Genomic DNA, 14,500 nt, shown 5'->3' with positions numbered 1-14,500 from the left:
TGACGCGGGAGGGGCTGACGCCGTTGCTGGACGACCCGTCACCCGCCGTGGTGCGGGCGGCCACCGGGGCGCTGCTCCCCCACGCGGCCGAGTTCCCGGTGGTGTGGCTGCGCGGGCGCGACGGCCCGAAGTCGCCCCGGGCGGTGCGGGTGGCGGCGCGGCGGCTGCTGCGGGCGGCCGGATTCCGTATCGGCTGACAGGCTGTTTTCCAGCGCGGCCGGGCGCATCACGGCCTAGAGTCCCTGCATGCGAAGACTTGTGACTACCGCCGCCGTCCTGCTCGCCCTCGGCACCGTGGTCGGGGCCGGCCGGCCCCCGCTGGCCACCGCGCCGCTGCCGAACCGGCTCGCCGACACGGGCGGCGGCACCCAACTGATCACCGCCATGGCGGACTCCACCTCGTCCACCGCCGGCACCCTCACCTGGTGGGACCTGCGCGACGGGAAGTGGGTCGCCGCCGGGACCGCCGCCGCCCGGTTCGGCTCGAAGGGGCTCACCGAGGGCAGCACCCGCCAGCAGAGCACCTATACGACGCCGACCGGCCTGTACGACCTGCCGTACGCCTTCGGGGTCAAGGCCGCGCCCGCCGGCACGCGCTACTCGTACCGGCAGGCGACCACCAAGTCCTGGTGGTGCGAGGACAACGAGGCCGCCGCCTACAACCGCTGGGTCGAGCCGCTGCCCTCCGACTGCCGGGCGTCGGAGTCCGAGCAGATCACCGCGTACCCCACGCAGTACGCCCGCGCGCTCGTCATCGGCTTCAACTACGACAAGCCGGTGCGCGGCCGGGGCGCCGGCATCTTCCTGCACGTCAACGGGTCGGGCGCGACCGCCGGTTGCGTCTCCGTACCGGCGGACGCGATGGACCGCATCCTGGCCTGGGCCGACCCGGCCCGCAGCCCGCACATCGCGATCGGCACGGTCGCCGGCGCGACCGCGATCACCACCTACTGACCGCGGCGCACACCGTCAGCGCTCGTTCTGCGCGAGCCGCAGCAGATGGTCGGCGAGCGCCTGCCCGCCGGCCGGGTCGCGGCTGATCAGCATGAGCGTGTCGTCGCCCGCGATGGTGCCGAGGATGTCGTGCAGTTCGGCCTGGTCGATGGCCGAGGCGAGGAACTGCGCGGCGCCCGGCGGCGTACGCAGCACCACCAGGTTGGCCGAAGCCTCCGCCGAGATCAGCAGCTCGGCGGAGAGCCGGCGCATCCGCTCCTCCTTGGCGGAGCCGCCCAGCGGCGCCTGCGGGGTGCGGAAACCGCCCTCGCTCGGCACCGCGTAGATCAGCTCTCCGCCGGTGTTGCGGATCTTCACCGCGCCCAGCTCGTCCAGGTCGCGGGAGAGCGTCGCCTGGGTGACGCTCAGTCCGTCGTCCGCGAGGAGCTTCGCCAGCTGGCTCTGGGAGCGCACCGGCTGCCGGTTGAGGATGTCCACGATCCGGCGGTGGCGCGCCGTGCGGGTCTGCGGCACCGAAGGCCCGCCGAACTCGGATTCCTGCGCCTCGGTCATCGTCGTCGCCTCATTCTCCGGAGCGCTTCTCTCCGGATCGTCCGTCCCCGTATGCCGCGTCGAGGGCGCCCGGCAGCGCCCGGAGGAACGCGTCCACCTCCGCGTCGCCGATGGTCAGCGGCGGCATGAGCCGCAGGACATCGGGCGCGGGCGCGTTCACCAGGAGACCGGCACCCTGAGCCGCCTGTTGCGCCTGGGGCGCGAGGGGCTCGGTGAGCACGATACCCAGCAGCAGGCCGGAGCCCCGGACGTGGGAGACCAGGGGGTGCCCGAGCCCCTCCACGCCCTCCCGGACGCGCTCACCGAGCCGCTTCACCCGGTCGAGGGCGCCGTCGGCGGCGAGGGTGTCCAGGACCGCGAGGCCGGCGGCGCAGGCGACCGGGTTGCCGCCGAACGTCGTGCCGTGCTGCCCGGGCGCCAGGAGGTCCGCCGCCGCGCCGAAGGCGATCGTGGCGCCGATCGGGAGTCCGCCGCCGAGCCCCTTGGCGAGGGTGACGAGGTCGGGCTCGACGCCCTGGTGGGCCTGGTACTCGAACCACGTGCCGCACCGGCCGATGCCGGTCTGCACCTCGTCCAGGACGAGCAGGGTGCCGGTGGCCCGGGTGATCTGCCTGGCGGCCTCCAGATAGCCCTTGGGCGGGACGACGACGCCGTTCTCGCCCTGGATGGGCTCGATGATCACCAGTGCGGTATCGGTGGTGACGGCGGACCGCAGCGCCTCCACGTCGCCGTACGGCACATGGGTGACGTCGCCGGGGAGCGGGGTGAACGCCTCGCGCTTCTTGGGCTGGCCGGTGAGCGCGAGCGAGCCCATGGTCCGGCCGTGGAAGCCGCCGTCGGTGGCGACCATGTGGGTGCGCCCGGTCAGCCGGCCGATCTTGAACGCGGCCTCGTTGGCCTCGGCGCCCGAGTTGGAGAAGAAGACCCGGCCGGTGCGGCCGAAGAGCCCGAGGAGGCGTTCGGCGAGCGCGACGGGCGGTTCGGCGATGAACAGGTTGGAGACGTGCCCGAGGGTCGAGATCTGGGCGGTGACCGCCTCCACGACGGCCGGGTGGGCGTGGCCGAGGGCGTTGACCGCGATGCCGCCGACGAAGTCGAGGTACTCGGTGCCGTCCGCGTCCCACACGCGGGCGCCCTCGCCGCGCACGAGGGACAGCTTCGGGGTGCCGTAGTTGTCCATCAGTGCGTGCTGCCAGCGCTGCGAAAGTTCGGCGTTGCTCATGACTCCCCCTGTGCGTCGGGCACGACCATCGTGCCGATTCCCTCGTCGGTGAAGATCTCCAGCAGGATCGAGTGCTGGACCCGGCCGTCGATGACGCGGGCGGTCTCCACCCCGTTGCGTACGGCGTGCAGGCAGCCCTGCATCTTGGGCACCATGCCGCTGGACAGCTCGGGCAGCAGCTTCTCCAGTTCGGTGGCGGTGAGCCGGCTGATCACGTCGTCGCTGTTCGGCCAGTCCTCGTACAGGCCCTCGACGTCGGTGAGGACCATCAGCGTCTCGGCGCCCAGCGCGGCGGCGAGTGCGGCGGCCGCGGTGTCGGCGTTGACGTTGTAGACGTGGTTGTCGTCGGCGGACCGGGCGATGGAGGAGATGACCGGGATGCGGCCGTCGTCCAGCAGGGCCTGGATGGCGCCGGTGTCGATGGCGGTGATCTCGCCGACCCGGCCGATGTCGACGAGTTCGCCGTCGATGGTGGGCCGGTGCTGTACGGCGGTGATGGTGTGGGCGTCCTCACCGGTCATGCCGACGGCGAGCGGCCCGTGCTGGTTGAGCAGGCCGACCAGCTCGCGCTGGACCTGGCCGGCGAGCACCATGCGTACGACGTCCATCGCCTCGGGCGTGGTGACGCGCAGCCCCGCCTTGAACTCGCTGACCAGGCCCTGCTTGTCGAGCTGGGCGCTGATCTGGGGGCCGCCGCCGTGCACGACGACGGGCTTGAGGCCGGCGTGGCGCAGGAAGACGACGTCCTGGGCGAAGGCCGCCTTCAGTTCCTCGTCGATCATGGCGTTGCCGCCGAACTTGATGACGACGGTCTTGCCGTTGTGCCGGGTCAGCCAGGGCAGGGCCTCGATGAGGATCTGCGCCTTCGGGAGTGCGGTGTGCTTCCGCGCCGTCGTCATGAGCTGTACGCGCTGTTCTCGTGGACGTAGTCCGCGGTGAGGTCGTTGGCCCAGATGACGGCGGACTCGGTGCCGGCGGCGAGGTCGGCGGTGATCCGGACCTCCCGGAACCGCATGTCGACCAGGTCGCGGTCCTCGCCGACCGAGCCGCCCCGGCAGACCCAGACGTCGTTGATGGCGACGTTGAGCGCGTCCGGCTCGAAGGCGGCCTTGGTGGTGCCGATGGCGGAGAGCACCCGGCCCCAGTTGGGGTCCTCGCCGTGGATGGCGCACTTGAGGAGGTTGTTGCGGGCGATGGAGCGGCCCACCTCGACGGCGTCGTCCTCGGTCGCGGCGTTCACGACCTCGATCCGGATGTCCTTGGAGGCGCCCTCGGCGTCCCCGATGAGCTGCCGGGCCAGGTCGTCGCAGACGGTACGGACGGCCTCGGCGAACTCCTTCTGTTCCGGGGCGATCCCGCTGGCACCGGAGGCCAGCAGCAGCACCGTGTCGTTGGTGGACATGCAGCCGTCGGAATCGACCCGGTCGAAGGTGGTGCGGGTCGCGTCGCGCAGCGCGGCGTCGAGACCGGCGGCGTCCACGTCGGCGTCGGTGGTGAGCACGACGAGCATGGTGGCCAGGCCGGGGGCGAGCATGCCCGCGCCCTTGGCCATGCCGCCGACGGTCCAGCCCTCGCCGCCCGCGACGGCGGTCTTGTGCACGGTGTCGGTGGTCTTGATGGCGATGGCGGCCTTCTCGCCGCCGTGCTCGCTGAGCGCTGCCGCGGCCTTCTCGATGCCGGGGAGCAGCTTGTCCATGGGGAGCAGGATGCCGATGAGCCCGGTGGAGGCGACGGCGATCTCGCCCGCGCTGTGGCCCTGGAGGACCTCGGCCGCCTTCTCGGCGGTGGCGTGGGTGTCCTGGAAGCCCTGCGGGCCCGTACAGGCGTTGGCGCCGCCGGAGTTGAGGACGACGGCGGAGACCTCGCCGCCCTTGAGGACCTGCTCGGACCAGAGGACGGGGGCGGCCTTGACGCGGTTGGAGGTGAAGACGCCCGCGGCGGCGCGGCGCGGACCGTTGTTGACCACGAGGGCCAGGTCCGGGTTGCCGTTCTCCTTGATTCCGGCGGCGATGCCCGCCGCCGAGAATCCCTGTGCTGCCGTGACGCTCACGGTGCGACTCCGATCGTGGAAAGTCCGGTGTCCTCGGGCAGTCCGAGGGCGAGGTTCATGGACTGCAGGGCGCCGCCCGCGGTGCCCTTGGCAAGGTTGTCGATGGCACTGACCACGACGATCCGCCCGGCCGCCTCGTCGTAGGCGACCTGGATCTGCACGGCGTTGGAGCCGTACACGGCGGCGGTGGCGGGCCACTGCCCCTCGGGCAGCAGATCGACGAACGACTCGTCCGCGTACGCCTTCTCGTAGGCGGCGCGCACGCCGTCGGCGCTCGTGCCGGGCTTCGCCTTCGCGCTGCACGTGGCGAGGATGCCGCGGGGCATGGGCGCGAGGGTCGGGGTGAACGAGACGGTGACCGGCTCGCCTGCGGCGGCGCTGAGGTTCTGGATCATCTCGGGCGTGTGCCGGTGCACGCCGCCGACGCCGTACGGGGTCATGTTGCCCATCACTTCGGAGCCGAGCAGGTGCGGCTTGGCCGCCTTGCCTGCGCCGGAGGTCCCGGACGCGGCGACGATCACGGCCTCGGGCTCGGCGAGCTGGGCCGCGTACGCCGGGTACAGCGCGAGCGACACGGCGGTCGGGTAGCACCCGGGCACCGCGATCCGCTTGGTCCCGGCGAGGGCGGCGCGAGCGCCGGGCAGTTCGGGCAGGCCGTAGGGCCAGGTGCCGGCGTGCGGCGAGCCGTAGAATTTCTCCCAGTCGGCGGCGTCCCGGAGGCGGAAGTCGGCACCCATGTCCACCACCAGCACCTCGTCGCCGAGCTGTTCGGCCACGGCGGCGGACTGGCCGTGCGGCAGGGCCAGGAAGACGACGTCGTGCCCGGCGAGCACCTCGGCCGTAGTGGGCTGGAGGATGCGGCCGGCCAGGGGGCGCAGATGCGGTTGGAGGGCGCCGAGGGGCTGGCCCGCGTTGGAGTTGGCGGTGAGGGCGCCGATCTCCACCTCGGGGTGGGCGAGCAGCAGACGGAGCAGTTCCCCGCCCGCGTAACCACTCGCTCCTGCCACTGCTGCGCGTACCACCATCGAAAGCCTCCTCGTCGATGGCATGACTATACGCAGTGATGCACTTTTATGCAAAGAATTCCCGCTGGAGCGGCACTGGGCCGGCCTCTAGGGTGACTCCATGGCGACGATCAAGCACGTCCAGGTGACCTTCGACTGCGCGGACCCCGAGCGCGTGGGGCGCTTCTGGTGCGCGGTGCTGGGCTACGTCCCGCCGGAGCCGCCGGAGGGCTTCGATTCCTGGGACGCGTACAACGCCTCGCTGCCGGACGGGGAGCGGAACACGTGGTTCGCGGCCTCCGACCCGACCGGGGCCGGTCCGCGGATGTACTTCCAGAAGGTTCCCGAGGGCAAGACCGCCAAGAACCGGGTGCACCTCGATGTCCGGGTGGGTGTCGGCCTCAAGGGCGCGGAGCGGCTTGCCGTGCTCGAGGCCGAGTGCGCGCGGCTCCTCCCGCTCGGCGCGGTGCGCGGGCGGCTGCTGCTCGCCGACGAGGAGAACGAGTCCTGCCTCAACATGCAGGACGTCGAGGGCAACGAGTTCTGCCTCGACTGACCGAGGACTCACTCGCGGCGGGCACCCCGGCACGTACGCTCACGCCCATGCCCGCCCGCTCCCCCGCTCCCCGCCTGCACCGCGTCGCCGTCCTCGTGCTCGACGGGGCGAAGCCGCTGGACGTGGGCATCCCGGCCCAGGTGTTCACGACCCGGGCGAGCATGCCGTACGAGGTACGGGTGTGCGGGGCGGCCCCGGGGCTGGTGACCGGGGGTGACGGGCTCGCGTACCACGTCACGCACGGGCTCGCCGCGCTGGCCTGGGCGGACATCGTCTTCGTACCCGGGTACCGGCAGCCGGACCGGGAGGACCCGCCCCGGGCCGTGATCGACGCCCTGGTCGCCGCGCACGAGCGGGGGGCGCGGCTCGCCGCCATCTCGACCGGGGCCTTCGCGCTGGCCGCCACCGGGCTGCTCGACGGGCGCCGGGCCACCACGCACTGGCACTACACGCGGGCGCTCGCCGCGAAGTACCCGCTGGTCCGGGTGGACGAGAACGTGCTGTTCGTCGACGAGGGCAGCGTCCTCACCTCGGCCGGTGCCGCGTCCGGGATCGACCTGTGCCTGCACGTGCTGCGCGGCGACCTGGGCATCGCCGCGTCCAACCACGCGGCCCGGCGGCTCGTCGCGGCCCCGTACCGCAGCGGCGGGCAGGCGCAGTACGTGCCGCGCAGCGTGCCCGAGCCGCTGGGCGAGCGGTTCGCGGCCACCCGCGAGTGGGCGCTGCACCGGCTCGGCGAACCGCTCACGCTCGACGCGCTGGCCCGGCACGCGGCGGTGTCGCCCCGCACGTTCTCGCGGCGGTTCGCCGAGGACACCGGATACACCCCGATGCAGTGGGTGATGCGGGCCCGCGTCGACGTGGCCCGCGAACTCCTCGAACGCTCGGAGCTGGCCGTCGAGCAGATCGCCGCCGACGTGGGGCTCGGGACCGGCGCCAATCTGCGGCTGCACTTCCAGCGCATCCTGGGCACCACCCCGAGCGAGTACCGACGCACCTTCGCCAAGGGCGAATAGGGCATATCGCCGCCCCGTGCGGCTGGCGGGATCCTTGCGGACCGTGGCGATCGCGCCGCTGTCGGGGGCGCCCGGCGGGCGCGATCGTTGAAGGCGAAGAGAGAAGGGACATCTCACGTGACTCGCATCGCCATCAACGGATTCGGCCGCATCGGACGCAACGTGCTGCGCGCGCTGCTCGAACGCGACAGCGACCTCGACCTGGTCGCCGTCAACGACCTCTCGGAGCCCGCCACCCTCGCCCGGCTGCTGGCGTTCGACACCACCGCGGGCCGGCTGGGCCGCCCGGTCACCGTGGACGGGGACACGCTCGTCGTGGACGGCCGCCGCATCAAGGTGCTCGCCGAGCGGGAGCCCGCGCGGCTGCCCTGGGCGGAGCTGGGCGTCGACATCGCCGTGGAGGCCACCGGCCGCTTCACCTCGGCGAAGGCCGCCCGCGCCCACCTCGACGCCGGAGCGAAGCGGGTGCTGGTCGCCGCGCCCTCGGACGGGGCGGACGTGACGCTCGCGTACGGCGTCAACAGCGACGCGTACGACCCCGAGCTGCACACGGTCGTGTCGAACGCCTCCTGCACGACCAACGCGCTCGCGCCGCTGGCCAAGGTGCTGGACGACCTCGCCGGCATCGAGCACGGCTTCATGACGACCGTGCACGCCTACACCCAGGAGCAGAACCTCCAGGACGGTCCGCACCGCGACGCCCGCCGCGCCCGCGCCGCCGGCGTCAACATCGTGCCGACCACGACCGGCGCCGCGAAGGCGATCGGGCTCGTGCTGCCCCGCCTCGACGGCAAGCTGTCGGGCGACTCCATCCGGGTTCCGGTCCCGGTCGGGTCGATCGTGGAGCTGAACACCACCGTGGCCCGGGACGTGACCCGTGATCAGGTGCTGGAGGCGTACCGGGCGGCGGCCGAGGGCCCGCTGGCGGGCGTACTCGAATACTCCGAGGACCCGCTGGTTTCGGCCGACATCACCGGCAACCCCGCGTCCTCGATCTACGACTCGGAGCTCACCCGGGTCGACGGACGCCACATCAAGGTGTCCGCCTGGTACGACAACGAGTGGGGCTTCTCCAACCGGGTGATCGACACGCTCACCCTGCTGGCCCGCCGCTAGGGCGTGGGGGCGGTCACCGGCCGCCCCCGACTCCCGCCACGGCGGGCGGAGTTCACTTTCCGTTCGCCGTGCAACCTTCTCCGCGTCGTACGTGTCTCCCAAGCGAGCCCTCACACCTCGTACGCCATTGGCTCCACGTACGCGACCAAGGAGAATTTTGTGGGCATTCGCACCATGCTGACCGTGGCCGTGTGCGCCGCCACGGCGCTGACCGGCGGCGTAGCCGTCGCGGCGCCCGGGGGCGCGCAGGCGGGCACGGCCGGGGGAACGGCGACCACCACCGTCCGCGAGGACTTCAACGGGGACGGGTACCAGGACGTCGTCGTCGGGTCCCCCAACGCGACGGTGGACGGGCAGCTCTACGCCGGTTACATCACCATCGCCTACGGCTCCGCCCAGGGCCTGGGCCCCGCCCGCACGACGACCATCGACCAGAACACCCCGGGTGTGCCGGGCGAAGCCGGGGAGGGCCACGGCCTCGGCTTCCAGATGTTCCCGGCCGACCTGGACCACGACGGGCTGACCGACCTCGCGCTGTACTCCAACGAATCGCTGCCGGAGCTGAACAACTACGGCTCCGTGATCATCCTGTGGGGCCGCACCGGCGGCATGACGGGCAAGGACTCGGTCCGCGTTCCCGGCCCCGAGAGCGGCGAGATGGGCAACAACCTGATCGCCGGCGACTTCAACGGCGACGGCAACGCGGACCTGATGATGGCGCACGGCTCGCAGGACGAGTACTTCGACCAGCGGAGCGTGCTCTACGGGCCGTTCAACCGCTCCGGGGAGCCCTCGCGCGAACAGTTCGTGCCCATGTTCGATTCGGACAGTCGGATGGGCACCCCCGCCAAGGGCGACTTCAACGGTGACGGCATCGACGACCTCATCACCTTCTACGGGTGGGAGGGGAGCGTTGAGGGCTCCCGGCTGTGGCTCGGCACCCCGCAGGGCCTGTCCACCACCTACACCCGGGTGCCCAGCGGCAGGGTCCCGGCGGTCGGCGACTTCGACAACGACGGCAAGGACGACCTGGCCATCCGGCTGGTCCCGAACTACAACGAGGAGGACTACCCCACCGACCCGGGCACCATCCGTATCCTCTACGGCTCCGAGACCGGTCCGGGCGCGACCCGGTCCCGGATCATCACGCAGGACACGGCGGGCGTTCCCGGGGTCAGCGAGAAGGGCGACCAGTTCGGCGCCCGGATGAGCGCGGGCGACGTCAACGGCGACGGCTACGACGACCTCGCGGTGGGCGTGCCGTTCGAGGCCCTGGAGTCCAAGGCGGGCGCGGGCGCGGTGGTCCTGCTGAAGGGCGGGCCCGGCGGGCTGAGCGGCACCGGCGCCAAGTCGTTCCACCAGGACACGGCGGGCGTGCCCGGGGTGGCGGAGACGGGCGACCACTTCGGCGGTTCGGTGCGGCTGCTGGACGTGAACAAGGACGGTAAGGCGGATCTGACGGCCGGCGCCCCCGACGAGGACCTGGACGCGGTCGCGGACGGCGGTGCGGTGTGGTCGCTGCGCGGCGCCTCGACGGGGCTGACGACGACCGGTGCCGTCGCGTTCAACCCGGTCGACCTGGGGCTCCTGGCGAAGAAGTCCCGATTCGGCCTGAACCTGGCCGGCGACAACGGACCCAGCCTCTGAGCCATGAGGGGCCCCTTCCGCGAGCGCGGAAGGGGCCCCTCATGGGTTCTCCGGTGTCAGGCGCGCTCGTCGCGCGCCTTCGCCTCGCGCTCGGCGTTCCGCTCCTTGATGCGGATGTTCTCCTTGCGGACGTCCGCCTGGGTGGCGCGCTCCTGCCGCAGCCACTCGGGGTTCTCCTGCTTCAGGGCTTCGATCTGCTCGGTGGTCAGTGCCTCGGTGACCCCGCCTCGGGCCAGGCCCGAGATGGAGACGCCCAGCTTGGACGCGACGACCGGGCGGGGGTGCGGGCCGTTGTTCCGCAGGTCGCGCAGCCACTGGGGCGGATCGGCCTGGAGGGCCGCCAGCTCGGCGCGCGAGACGACACCCTCCTGGAATTCGGCTGGGGTGGCGTCGAGGTACACACCCAGCTTCTTCGCCGCGGTCGCGGGCTTCATCGTCTGGGCGGTCTGGTGGGACTTCATGAGGTCAAGGGTATCCAGCGCGTGCGGCGCCCTCGACCACGGCCGGTAACCTGGCGGGGTGACAGGCCCCGAAGCAACCCCCTCGTTCCGGCTGGCGTACGTCCCCGGAGTGACCCCCGCCAAATGGGTGCGGATCTGGAACGAGCGCCTGCCGGACATCCCCCTGACCCTCGTCCAGGTCCCCGCGCACGGCGCCCAGGAGCTGCTGCGCGCCGGTGACGCCGACGCGGCGTTCCTCCGGCTGCCGGTGGAGGGCACGGATCTCAGCGCGATCCCGCTGTACACGGAGACCACGGTCGCCGTGGTCCCGAAGGACCACCTGATCGCGGCGGTGGACGAGCTGTCCGTCGCGGAGCTGGCCGACGAGATCGTGCTGCACCCGGTGGACGACGCCCTGCCCTGGGAGCGGCTGCCCGGCCGCCCGGCGCTGGAGCGGCCGGCGACCACGGCGGACGCGATCGAGCTGGTCGCGGCGGGGATCGGGGTCCTCGTGGTCCCCCAGTCGCTGGCCCGGCTGCACCACCGCAAGGACCTGACGTACCGGCCGCTGACGGACGCGCCGGAGTCGCGCGTCGCGCTGTCGTGGCCGCAGGAGAAGACCACCGACCAGGTGGAGGACTTCATCGGCATCGTCCGCGGCCGTACGGTGAACAGCTCGCGCGGCCGGGCGGGGGCGGCGCCCGCACAGCCGAAGGCCAAGGACAAGGACAAGGACAAGGCGAAGGACAAGCCGAAGCGCGCTGCCGGTACGGGGGCGGGGAAGGGCTCCAGGGCCGCCAAGGGTGCCAAGGGCGGCACTCGCGGCGCCGCCGCCAAGCGCGGCAAGCCCCGCCGGAGGCCGTAGGGGCCGCTCGACTCCTTCCGGACCACCGTGGCCCGGAAGGTCGAGGACCTCACCGACGAGCAGGTGCGCAGCGCCTCCGTTACCGCGGCCACGCCGGTTCCCTCCGGGAGCGGATCGACGGAAGCACCGGTGTCCGACGGCCCGGGCGTCGGGACCGTTCGGGCGGATGTCAGGATGGTTGTATGACGAGCCAGGTTTACTTCGACATCACCATCAACGACGAGCCCGCCGGGCGGATCGTCTTCAATCTGTTCGACGACATCGTTCCCAAGACCGCCGAGAACTTCCGCCAGCTGGCGACCGGCCAGAACGGCTTCGGTTACAAGGGCTCCTCCTTCCACCGAGTCATCCCGGAGTTCATGCTCCAGGGCGGCGACTTCACGCGCGGCGACGGCACGGGCGGCAAGAGCATCTACGGCAACAAGTTCGCCGACGAGAACTTCGAGCTGAAGCACACCAAGCCGGGCCTGCTCTCGATGGCCAACGCCGGACCGAACTCGAACGGTTCGCAGTTCTTCATCACGACGATCGTGACGTCCTGGCTGGACGGCAAGCACGTCGTCTTCGGCGAGGTCGCCGACGAGGACAGCATGGTCCTGGTCAAGCGCATCGAGGGCCTCGGCTCGCAGAGCGGCCGCACCCAGGCGAAGATCACCATCGCGGACTCCGGCATCTTCTGATCCCGGATCCCCGGCGCACCGAACGCGCCGTCCGACGTTTCCGTCGGGCGGCGCGTTTCCGCATTCGGAAACACGTTCACTGTCAACCATCAGTTGACACTCGCCGACTGTCAACTTACGGTTGACACATGACGAATCCCGTAGTCCCGTCGCAGCCCATCCGTCTCGACGACCTGATCGCGGCCATCAAGAAGGTGCACTCCGACGCCCTGGACCAGCTCCAGGACGCCGTCATCGCCGCCGACCACCTCGGCGACGTCGCCGACCACCTGATCGGCCACTTCGTGGACCAGGCCCGTCGCTCCGGCGCCTCCTGGACCGACATCGGCAAGAGCATGGGCGTGACCCGGCAGGCCGCCCAGAAGCGCTTCGTCGCCAAGGACCCCGGCGACGGCGCCGCCCTCGACCCGAGCCAGGGCTTCGACCGCTTCACGCAGCGCGCCAAGAACGTGGTGATGGCGGCCCAGAACGAGGCCCGGGCGGCCGGCAACACCGAGATCGGCACCGCCCACCTCGTCCTCGGCCTGCTCAGCGAGCCCGAAGCCCTCGCGGCGGTGTTCATCAAGGCCCAGGGCGTGGTCCTGGACTCCGTCCGGCAGGCGGCCACCGAGGCGCTGCCCCCGGCCACCGAGGGCGAGATCCCCGAGCTGATCCCGTACAACGCCGACGCGCGCAAGGCGCTGGAACTCACCTTCCGCGAGGCGCTGCGGATGGGGCACAACTACGTCGGCACCGAGCACATCCTGCTCGCCCTGCTGGAGCACGAGGACGGCTCCGGCGTGCTCAGCGGCCTCGGCATCGACAAGGCGGCCGCCGAACAGGCCATCGCCGAGGCGCTGTCGATCCTCACGGTCGGCAAGGAGGCGCCCGCCCAGGAGGGGTGACCCGCCCCGGCCGCCGCCGTCCGCTCCTACTCCAGGCGCAGGCTCCAGCGGCGCGAGCGGCCGGTGAGGACGACGGTGGAGAGCGGGCCGACGTCGACGTTCCAGTACGTGGAAGGCGGGGCCTTCAGCGCGTACACGAGGGCGGCGCGGACCACGGCGGGTTCGGCCACGGCGACGATCGCCCCGTCACAGGCGGGGCGGGTGTCCAGCCAGCCGCCTATCCGCGAGATGAAGGCGAGCAGCGGCTCTCCGCCGTGCGGCGCGGCACGCGGGTCCGCCAGCCAGGCGTCCACGGCCGCCGGTTCGAGGGCGCTGACCTCGGCGAGCGTACGGCCCCGCCAACGTCCCATGTCGCAGTCGCGCAGGGCCGGCTGCACCAGGGCGTGGAAGCCCAGGGCCTCACCGGTCGCGCGGCTGCGCGGGGTCGGCGAGCAGTAGCGCAGCTCGGCGGAGCCCAGGGCGGCCAGGGCCGGGGCGGCGAACCGCACCGCGTACCAGCCGGCCTCGTCGAGTGGCCGGTCGTCGTCGAATCGCTCGCCGAGCAGGGCGGAGCCGCGCGCCGCGGCGAGGAGCGTGACCCGAACACTCATGGCCGCGATCGTGAGGCGGAACGGGACCCGGGTCAAGAGGTCGTTCGCGCACACCTACGCCCGAGTAGGTCAGGGGTGAGCGGCCGTGGTGCCCTCCCAGGCCGTACGCAGCCGGCGTACGCCCTCCGTGATCTCCGGCGGCCCGGCCACCGAGGCGAAGCTCAGGCGGACGTGCGGGGCCGGGGGTTCGGCGGAGAAGTACGGACGCCCCGGGGCGACGGCCACGCCCGCCCGCAGGGCGGACTGCACCATCGCGGACTCGTCCGTGCCCGCCTCGGACCCCGGCAGGGTCAGCCAGAGGTAGCCGCCGCCGGAGGGCACACGGGACAGCCCGAGGCCCGGCAGCGCCGTCCGCAGCGCTGCCGCCATCGCCGTACGGCGGGCGCCGAGCTCGGCCGACACGCTGCGCAGATGGCGGCGCCAGGCGGGCGAGCCGACCAGTTCGAGCGCGGCCTCCTGGAGCGGCCGGGGGACGAAGAAGCTGTCCACGATCTGGATGGAGCGCAGCCGCTCCAGAGCCGGGCCGCGGGCGGCCAGCGCGCCCACCCGCAGGCTGGGCGACGCGGCCTTGGTGAGCGAGCGGGTGTGGACGACGACGCCGTCGGGGTCGTCGGCGGCCAGCGGCTTGGGCAGCGGGCCCGCGTCGTCGTGCGCGAGGAGGCGGGCGAAGTCGTCCTCGATGACGAAGGCCCCCGCCTCCCGGGCGATCCGGACGACCTCGGGGCGCCGGGCCTCGGAGAGCACCGTGCCCGTCGGGTTCTGGAACAGCGGCTGGCAGACGAAGACGCGGGCCCCGGTCGCCCCGAACGCGGCGGCGAGCAGGTCGGGCCGGACGCCCTCGGAGTCGACCGGGACGGGCACCGGCCGCAGCCCGGCCGCGCGGGCGGCCGCCAGCATGCCCGGGTACGTGGGCGACTCCACCAG

Annotated in this window: 16 protein-coding genes and 1 pseudogene; 9 read left to right on the top strand and 8 right to left on the bottom strand. The window is 72.3% G+C overall.

Going from position 1 to position 14,500, the window contains the following annotated elements; translation table 11 throughout:
* Both G3I41_RS17325 and G3I41_RS17320 read left to right on the top strand, forming a co-directional pair.
* Positions 1 to 197: pseudogene (locus tag G3I41_RS17325) on the top strand (hypothetical protein); the annotation flags it as partial.
* A 49-nt stretch (positions 198 to 246) separates the two neighbouring features.
* Complete coding sequence (locus G3I41_RS17320) at positions 247 to 954, top strand: L,D-transpeptidase family protein (RefSeq protein ID WP_203601222.1); 708 nt, start codon at positions 247 to 249, stop codon at positions 952 to 954.
* A 15-nt stretch (positions 955 to 969) separates the two neighbouring features.
* Here G3I41_RS17320 and G3I41_RS17315 read toward each other — a convergent pair whose 3' ends face one another.
* From G3I41_RS17315 to argC, 5 genes are read right to left on the bottom strand one after another with little or no spacing between them, the layout of a single operon-like run.
* Positions 970 to 1,506, bottom strand: a complete 537-nt coding sequence (locus G3I41_RS17315; RefSeq protein WP_136204397.1) for an arginine repressor — start codon at positions 1,504 to 1,506, stop codon at positions 970 to 972.
* A gap of 10 nt (positions 1,507 to 1,516) precedes the next feature.
* On the bottom strand, positions 1,517 to 2,728 hold the full coding sequence (locus G3I41_RS17310; protein ID WP_164401125.1) for an acetylornithine transaminase: 1,212 nt from the start codon (positions 2,726 to 2,728) through the stop codon (positions 1,517 to 1,519).
* Complete coding sequence (gene argB, locus G3I41_RS17305) at positions 2,725 to 3,627, bottom strand: acetylglutamate kinase (protein ID WP_164401124.1); 903 nt, start codon at positions 3,625 to 3,627, stop codon at positions 2,725 to 2,727. Before argB ends, G3I41_RS17310 begins: the two co-directional genes overlap by 4 nt.
* Positions 3,624 to 4,778: a bifunctional glutamate N-acetyltransferase/amino-acid acetyltransferase ArgJ gene (gene argJ / locus G3I41_RS17300; protein ID WP_073967852.1), complete on the bottom strand. Its 1,155-nt coding sequence runs from the start codon at positions 4,776 to 4,778 to the stop codon at positions 3,624 to 3,626. Before argJ ends, argB begins: the two co-directional genes overlap by 4 nt.
* A complete protein-coding gene (gene argC / locus G3I41_RS17295; RefSeq protein WP_164401123.1) occupies positions 4,775 to 5,803 on the bottom strand; it encodes an N-acetyl-gamma-glutamyl-phosphate reductase in 1,029 nt (342 codons plus the stop codon). Before argC ends, argJ begins: the two co-directional genes overlap by 4 nt.
* 100 nt (positions 5,804 to 5,903) lie before the next feature.
* On the opposite strand from argC, the gene G3I41_RS17290 reads away from it, so the two are divergent.
* From G3I41_RS17290 to G3I41_RS17275, 4 genes are all read left to right on the top strand, one after another.
* Positions 5,904 to 6,338 carry a VOC family protein gene (locus tag G3I41_RS17290; RefSeq protein WP_164401122.1) on the top strand — a complete coding sequence of 145 codons (435 nt, stop codon included), beginning with the start codon at positions 5,904 to 5,906 and terminating at the stop codon, positions 6,336 to 6,338.
* Positions 6,339 to 6,385: 47 nt separating this feature from the next.
* Positions 6,386 to 7,354 (top strand): helix-turn-helix domain-containing protein, encoded by a 969-nt coding sequence (locus tag G3I41_RS17285; protein ID WP_164401121.1) that lies wholly within the window; start codon positions 6,386 to 6,388, stop codon positions 7,352 to 7,354.
* Positions 7,355 to 7,471: 117 nt separating this feature from the next.
* Entirely contained in the window at positions 7,472 to 8,470 is a 999-nt protein-coding gene (gap, locus tag G3I41_RS17280; protein ID WP_164401120.1) for a type I glyceraldehyde-3-phosphate dehydrogenase, read from the top strand.
* 159 nt (positions 8,471 to 8,629) lie between these two features.
* Positions 8,630 to 10,117, top strand: coding sequence for an FG-GAP and VCBS repeat-containing protein (locus G3I41_RS17275; protein ID WP_343242155.1), 1,488 nt, complete (start codon positions 8,630 to 8,632; stop codon positions 10,115 to 10,117).
* Positions 10,118 to 10,173: 56 nt separating this feature from the next.
* Here G3I41_RS17275 and G3I41_RS17270 read toward each other — a convergent pair whose 3' ends face one another.
* Positions 10,174 to 10,578, bottom strand: a complete 405-nt coding sequence (locus tag G3I41_RS17270) for a DUF5997 family protein (protein WP_164401119.1) — start codon at positions 10,576 to 10,578, stop codon at positions 10,174 to 10,176.
* Between the two features lie 58 nt (positions 10,579 to 10,636).
* Between G3I41_RS17270 and G3I41_RS17265 the strand changes: the two genes are divergently transcribed.
* The 3 genes from G3I41_RS17265 to G3I41_RS17255 all read left to right on the top strand — a co-directional run bounded on the left by G3I41_RS17265 (position 10,637) and on the right by G3I41_RS17255 (position 12,986).
* On the top strand, positions 10,637 to 11,422 hold the full coding sequence (locus G3I41_RS17265; protein ID WP_343242154.1) for a LysR family transcriptional regulator substrate-binding protein: 786 nt from the start codon (positions 10,637 to 10,639) through the stop codon (positions 11,420 to 11,422).
* Positions 11,423 to 11,604: 182 nt separating this feature from the next.
* Positions 11,605 to 12,102 (top strand): peptidylprolyl isomerase, encoded by a 498-nt coding sequence (locus tag G3I41_RS17260; RefSeq protein WP_164401118.1) that lies wholly within the window; start codon positions 11,605 to 11,607, stop codon positions 12,100 to 12,102.
* Positions 12,103 to 12,230: 128 nt separating this feature from the next.
* Positions 12,231 to 12,986 (top strand): Clp protease N-terminal domain-containing protein, encoded by a 756-nt coding sequence (locus G3I41_RS17255; RefSeq protein ID WP_164401117.1) that lies wholly within the window; start codon positions 12,231 to 12,233, stop codon positions 12,984 to 12,986.
* Between the two features lie 26 nt (positions 12,987 to 13,012).
* Here the strand turns inward: G3I41_RS17255 and G3I41_RS17250 are convergent, their stop codons facing one another.
* Positions 13,013 to 13,576: a histidine phosphatase family protein gene (locus G3I41_RS17250; protein ID WP_203601220.1), complete on the bottom strand. Its 564-nt coding sequence runs from the start codon at positions 13,574 to 13,576 to the stop codon at positions 13,013 to 13,015.
* Positions 13,577 to 13,645: 69 nt separating this feature from the next.
* A partial coding sequence (locus tag G3I41_RS17245; RefSeq protein WP_164401115.1) for a PLP-dependent aminotransferase family protein occupies positions 13,646 to 14,500 on the bottom strand: 855 nt, incomplete at its 5' end.

This window comes from Streptomyces sp. SID9727, from assembly GCF_010550605.1.
GTDB lineage: Bacteria > Actinomycetota > Actinomycetes > Streptomycetales > Streptomycetaceae > Streptomyces.
Note: the sequence above shows the minus strand (reverse complement) of the source record. Positions and strands in the feature narration are given on the sequence as shown.